Source organism: Vibrio sp. 10N.222.48.A3 (genome assembly GCF_041475345.1).
In the GTDB taxonomy this organism is placed as follows: domain Bacteria; phylum Pseudomonadota; class Gammaproteobacteria; order Enterobacterales; family Vibrionaceae; genus Vibrio; species Vibrio tasmaniensis_A.
This window is the reverse complement of record NZ_JBFRVX010000927.1, coordinates 1-5920: the sequence shown is the minus strand read 5'-3', so window position 1 is coordinate 5920 and position 5920 is coordinate 1. Positions and strand designations below refer to the sequence as shown.

At 42.7% G+C, this 5920-nt stretch carries 5 protein-coding genes and 1 pseudogene; 5 read left to right on the top strand and 1 reads right to left on the bottom strand.

Annotation, left to right across the window (positions count from 1 at the left end):
- A pseudogene (locus AB4653_RS21955) lies at window positions 1-643 on the bottom strand (AraC family transcriptional regulator); the annotation flags it as partial.
- 159 nt (window positions 644-802) lie between these two features.
- Here AB4653_RS21955 and AB4653_RS21950 point away from each other — a divergent pair.
- The 5 genes from AB4653_RS21950 to AB4653_RS21930 all read left to right on the top strand — a co-directional run bounded on the left by AB4653_RS21950 (window position 803) and on the right by AB4653_RS21930 (window position 5560).
- Window positions 803-1924 carry an HlyD family secretion protein gene (locus AB4653_RS21950; protein ID WP_102257597.1) on the top strand — a complete coding sequence of 374 codons (1122 nt, stop codon included), beginning with the start codon at window positions 803-805 and terminating at the stop codon, window positions 1922-1924.
- The gene (locus tag AB4653_RS21945; protein WP_102257598.1) at window positions 1914-2933 is read left to right on the top strand and encodes a DUF2955 domain-containing protein; all 1020 of its coding nucleotides are present in this window, start codon (window positions 1914-1916) and stop codon (window positions 2931-2933) included. Before AB4653_RS21950 ends, AB4653_RS21945 begins: the two co-directional genes overlap by 11 nt.
- 22 nt (window positions 2934-2955) lie before the next feature.
- Window positions 2956-4056 carry an AI-2E family transporter gene (locus tag AB4653_RS21940; RefSeq protein WP_017096361.1) on the top strand — a complete coding sequence of 367 codons (1101 nt, stop codon included), beginning with the start codon at window positions 2956-2958 and terminating at the stop codon, window positions 4054-4056.
- Window positions 4057-4713: a potassium channel family protein gene (locus tag AB4653_RS21935; protein WP_102257599.1), complete on the top strand. Its 657-nt coding sequence runs from the start codon at window positions 4057-4059 to the stop codon at window positions 4711-4713. It abuts the gene before it with no gap.
- 253 nt (window positions 4714-4966) lie between these two features.
- A complete protein-coding gene (locus AB4653_RS21930; protein ID WP_102257600.1) occupies window positions 4967-5560 on the top strand; it encodes a hypothetical protein in 594 nt (197 codons plus the stop codon).
- Window positions 5561-5920: the final 360 nt, after the last annotated feature.

Sequence of the window (5920 nt, the reverse complement as noted above, 5' to 3'; positions counted from 1 at the left end):
CTTTAGAGGTTAGGCGAATTGGGAGTTGTAAGATTTCTTCAGGGATCAGCACAGCCGTCGACGACTGTTCAACAAACAATTGGCAGCTACTTGGCACCAGTGTTTTGACGACATCGATGTCATGTCCTTGCAGACGCACCTTACTAGGCAACCATGGGGATTTGGATAAAATGGTTATTAACTCAATGATATATGTAATTGCAAAAGCTTCTCCCCATTGAAACGTAGGGGAATTGTCTTCGGGTGCAGTTCGGCAAAACCAACTTTGGCCGTGTTCTTGAATAAGCTCGACTTTGCTGCCTGGAGAGTCGTAGGCAAAGATTGAATTTAGGTGTTTCAGCGAATCACCAATGGTTTTAAATTCGGTGAATTGATGCAAGACATTTGGGATGATTCGACGTCGAAATGCGAGTCCTAGAATATCGGTGAACCGAGATACGCCAAGTTGCGCCGATGTGAGGTAAATCAAACGCTTAATGGATTCCGATGGCACAAAATCACTTTCTGATTCGATAAGGTCAGGTGGTAAACCGGAATCTTTAAGCAACATATGTAAATCAAGACCATAGTCAGAAAAAACCTGAACCAGAATTTTAGCGTAGTTCGTCTGAATTACTGGGACTTGGTAGTGACTAGAGGTCATGAGAATACAATCCTGTATATATTGTTGCATTATTAGACGTGCATATCATTTGCAACGTTTTGTTTACTAAATCTAACCCTATTTACTTGAGTTTTCCATTGCTGGGTTTATTTTTAAAGTATTAATTTTGTTGATCTTAGTTATCTAGAAGGGAGCCCCATGTCAGAAGCCAAAGGGAATAAGCAAGAAGCCAATGAAGAAGTTGGCCAGCAAGAAAACGGAAAAGACAAAGTAAGAAAGGTTACAAACTACCTATTGTTGTTTGTTGCATTCATGTTGCTCTTCAGTGTCATTTCAGACCGCATCATCCCTATTACTGATAATGCTCGTGTAAAAGGTTATATCGTTCCAATCAAGCCTGAGGTGTCGGGTAAAGTGCTCGATATACTGGTTCAACCAAACCAACTGGTTAATCAAGGTGACAAGTTAGCTATTTTAGATGAGTCTGATTACAAAATTGCAGTACAACAAGCCGAGCAAAATTTAGAGATTGCAGGCCAAAATGTCGGTGCTCAAACCGCGAGTATTGCTTCAGCGCAAGCGAAACTCACTTCAGCGATTGTTGAAAGACAAAACACCAAGCTACAAGCCAAGCGTGTTTTAGAGATGGCTGATAAAGGTGTGGTTTCTAAATCAGATGCAGATAAAGCGAGAGCCGCATTAGCAACGTCTCGAGCGGCGGTTGTCAATGCAGAAGCTGACCTTGACCGTGCTAAGAAACAAATGGGTAAAGAAGGTCAGGAAAACAGCCAAGTGAAAGCGGCGTTGTTAGCACTTGAACAGGCACAGTTGAACCTAGAGCGCACCGTGATTACAGCACCGACACAAGGTGGCGTTTCTAACTTTAGCCTTTCTGAGGGTTTTTACGCATCAGCAGGTCAACCGATCATGACTTTTGTTTCGACGGAAGATATCTGGATTGAAGCTTATTATCGTGAAAATAGCCTTGGTAACGTAACCGTCGGTGATGAAGTGGAAGTGGCATTGGATTTCGCTCCAGGACAAATCGTGAAAGGGCGAGTGAGTAGCATCGATTGGGGTGTTGATTGGGGACAAAATGATCAAGCAGGTAAGCTTGCTCAAGCTAGCCAACAAACGGGTTGGTTGCGTCAAACACAGATGCTTCCTATCACTATCGAATTTGAACGAGATGAGATGCAAGGCATGCTTCGAGTGGGCGGCCAAGCGGATGTGATTGTTTATAGCGGCGACAACTTTGTGTTCAACGCGATAGGCAAAGTATGGATTCGTCTGATTAGCGTATTGTCTTATGTCCGATAAGCCGATTCCTGACCAACAAACACAGCAACGGATCCTGCGATTTACCGTAGGGGTCACGTTGGCTGTTTTCTTGGCGGCATGGATAAACTGGCCACTTGCGTTTGTGGCGCCAGTGTTCACTGCTAAGTTCTTAATTGATAAACCAAACCTCCATAAGGAAACGGTCTACGAATTGTTATTGGCTGTTGTTGTCACCATGGGGTTAGGTTTATTGCTGTCGCGAGGAATTACCCATTACCCGATCCCATTGCTGATTTTAGTGGGGCTAATGATGCTTTGGGGTTACTACTTGTTTGTAGACCCTAAATGGAACCTTTTCGCCACCATATTGTTGATTGCTGTCTTGATGCTGCCTTTTATGGCGATTGATAACCCCGGAGTCTCTGTATTGTTGGCATCAGGTTTAGCGACTTCTGGTGTAGTGTCGGTGACTATTTTTGCGCTGGTTCATGTCTTCTTCCCTGAACCTAAGTCGGAGTTCTCTGGCTTTGCGTCGGTACCTTTCAATAAGACAGAGCGCTGGTATGCGGCTTTCCGTGCGATGATTATCTCTTATCCCGTTGTGTGCTTTTTCTTTATTTTTCAGATATCTGAAGCATTGTTAACCATGATGTTTATTGCGTTGTTATCGTTAATGATCACTTCAGAAAAATCAGTCAAATTAAGTGCATTTCTGGTGATCAGTAATGGCATTGGTGGCTTGCTAGCGATAGCTGCTTTTTCAATCCTTTCGATTGTTCCGAATATTATCTTCTACTCTTTATTCATAGGCTTGGTCGCTATTGTGATTGCTAAGAAGATCTACACGGTTCCCGAAAAAGCACCGATTTTCGCCACTGCATTTAGTACCTTGCTCGTACTTGTTGGTAGCACATTGATGAGCTCCGGTGATATCGATAGCAACACCCTTATACGCATATTCCAATTAGTGTTAATTGGAATATATATGATTTTGGCTTCTCTATTCCTAGAAACACGGAATTGGAAGTTCCTACAAAATCAGCCTTAATCTTGTCTAACAAGGACGTTTCATGAAGTTAACCGATGATTTTTCAAAACAGGCGATAGACGCTGCCATCAAAATTGCAGCGATTGCTATGCTCGTCTACTGGTGTTTTGCGATTTTACGCCCATTCATTCTATTGGTTATTTGGGGGGCGATCATTGCGACTGCGCTCTATCCAGTTGCTGTCGCGATTTCAAATAAGACGGGAATGTCGAAAGGAAAAGCCAGCGCATTACTGAGCTTTATCGGAGTACTGTTACTGCTCATTCCTTTAGTTGCGCTCTCTTCCGGTATTTACACCAGTGCTTCGGACCTAATGACAGGGCTACAGGACGGAACCCTGTCTCTGCCGAAACCCAAAGAGTCTTTACAAGATATTCCATTCATTGGGGAGAAGGTATATTCAACCTTGGTAGCTGCCTCCAATAATATTGAAGGTACGTTCATAAAGTATGCTGACGAACTGAAACAGTTTGCGACGAAAGCTGCTTCTGTTTTAGGCTCTCTCGGCGGTGGGTTTATTCAGTTTATTATTTCTACCATCATTGCTGGCGCATTTATGAGTAACGCCGATAAGTGCCAAACGGGGGTCACTCACTTAGTGGCTCGCCTAACCGATGGTAAAGGTGAAGAGTTGGTACAGTTATCTAAATCAACGGTACGTAGTGTCGTGCAGGGTGTGATAGGTGTTGCTGTGATTCAATCCATTATGTCAGCAATTGGTTTAGTGATTGCTGGCGTTCCTGCGGCTGCGTTTTGGGCATTAGCTGTTCTGCTCATTGCTATTATCCAACTTCCGCCGATTCTTGCTTTATTGCCTGCAATTATTTACATGTTCAGTGTTGAATCGACGCTAGCGGCGAGCCTGTTCTTAGTGTGGTGTATTTTGGTCAGTGGCAGTGACGCTATTTTGAAACCGATGCTATTGAGCCGCGGCTCTCATATCCCAATGTTGGTTATTCTACTGGGTGCATTGGGCGGAATGGCGATGTCAGGAATCGTTGGTCTGTTTGTTGGTGCAGTTATACTGAGTTTAAGCTATGAGCTGATGATGGCATGGCTTGGACTTGAAGAGAAAAACCAAGAAGAAACTGAGAAAAAACCAGCAGAGGCAGAGGAAAAATAGATGAAGCCAGTCTCTAAAGACGACAACTTCTACTTCTTATTCTATGCACTGTTGGTGTTGTTTTTTGGTTGCGCGGTGATGCAGCAGTTTTATCCGCAAGGTCAAAAGACCATTCTGTTTTTGATCATTATTACTTTGGCTGTTTCGATAGTGGGAATACATAAAGAGCGAGCCTTGTATCGCTCTTGGTATGGTCTGTTATTGATAACCGCTACGGTGTCGGGGGTATTCTCGTTTTTGGAGGACTATAACCTTTCGATAGTGACGTTAACGGCATTGGCGGTGTTTCTGTTCTCACATATTTATTCCGCTCTCAAACAGGTAATGAAAGCAAAGACGGTGACGCCCAATCACATTATTGGTTCTATCTGTATTTACTTGTTGTTAGGGTTCGCTTGGTCGACTATCTACTTGTTGATTTTAGAAATCTTCCCTAATGCATTTAACGGGTTAGAAGAGCAAACCTGGCTGACCAACTTGTTCAATGCGATGTACTTTAGCTTTATCACCTTGACCACGGTTGGCTATGGCGACATATCACCGGCTTTGCCTATTGCTCAATTCTTTGTGTTCATGGAGTCCATTATCGGCAGTTTCTATTTAGCCATCATGGTCGCGAGCTTGGTGAGCATTCGACTTGCACAGTCTCAATCTTAAGTGCAATCTTTTTCATTTAAGTACCTGTATAAGTTAGAAGTCTGTTTTGTTGGAACAGGTGCAGTATGGGTTTTAATCGATGACCAGTTTTACCATTTAACGCCATGTGGATTAATAAGTAGCCAAAAGATAACGTATTGAGAGAATTTAAGTACGCACCTAGATATAACCTATCAAGTTACCGAAAAAACGAGGTTATATAGTGGTATGATCGCGGGCTCAGCACCATAAGTGATAAAGAATAGGAAACAGAATGACTCACCTTACAGAGCAGCAAGAAGCTGCAATGGCGACGTTTAAGGAAAACTTACACCTTCCAAACGGTGGTTTTCATAAACTGATTATCGAGCTAAGTAAGGAATATCAGCTGCCTTTCCAAAAGGTGCGTGCGGTTTTAAAGAAAGCTCAAAAAGATGTTGAACGACAGATACGAGAAGACTTTAACAGTGTTGATGACACAGTTCTGAGCCAAGAGAATTGGGTAAATATCATTAAGTCGAAGCTTGTTGAGTTAGCGGAAGAAAACCAAACGGTGATGGATAAGCTGCAACAAAACCTGAAGTATCAAAAAGTGTTGTCGGCAACCAATGGTTCAATCGCAAGTGAAAACGAGCGTGACGAGTTGATTGAAGAGTTGATTCAAGCTTATGAGAAAGAGGTGTTCAAACCTTTACTGGCGATGCTGCATACAACAAAGCTGTATTGGAAGTTAATGCTGGTGGATGAGACATGTAAGATGAATGAGGAGAATCGTGAGAAATTCAGCGATTACCCTCAACACATGCAAGCTGCAGAACACTTATATACTCTTGATCAAAAGTTAAGGTCGATGCCGTTAACTTATTAGTCCATGAATGCAATGACAATGACTCATTGGTGATTCAGAGTTTGATATAAGTTGGTTTCAATAGAAGCACGATAACCTAGCTAGCGTTAGCCGCGTGTGAAATGCAAAAAGGGCTAGGTTTCTGATCTGTTTTACTTCTACTCTATTTTGTTCTGCTAGAGCGAATTGAGGGTGACATCTTTTACATCTTTGGGACTAGGTGGTGTTTCTTTTGTAGCTTATGGGAAATGCTATAGGAGTGTGAAATGTCCTAGGGTGTTTCCGTTGCCTGAAACGATAGTTCCGATGCTTTCTCGTTCATTAAATTCAAAGTCGATGAGATAACTGTGATGTTGTAGCTTGGGCAATATGTGGCGGTGG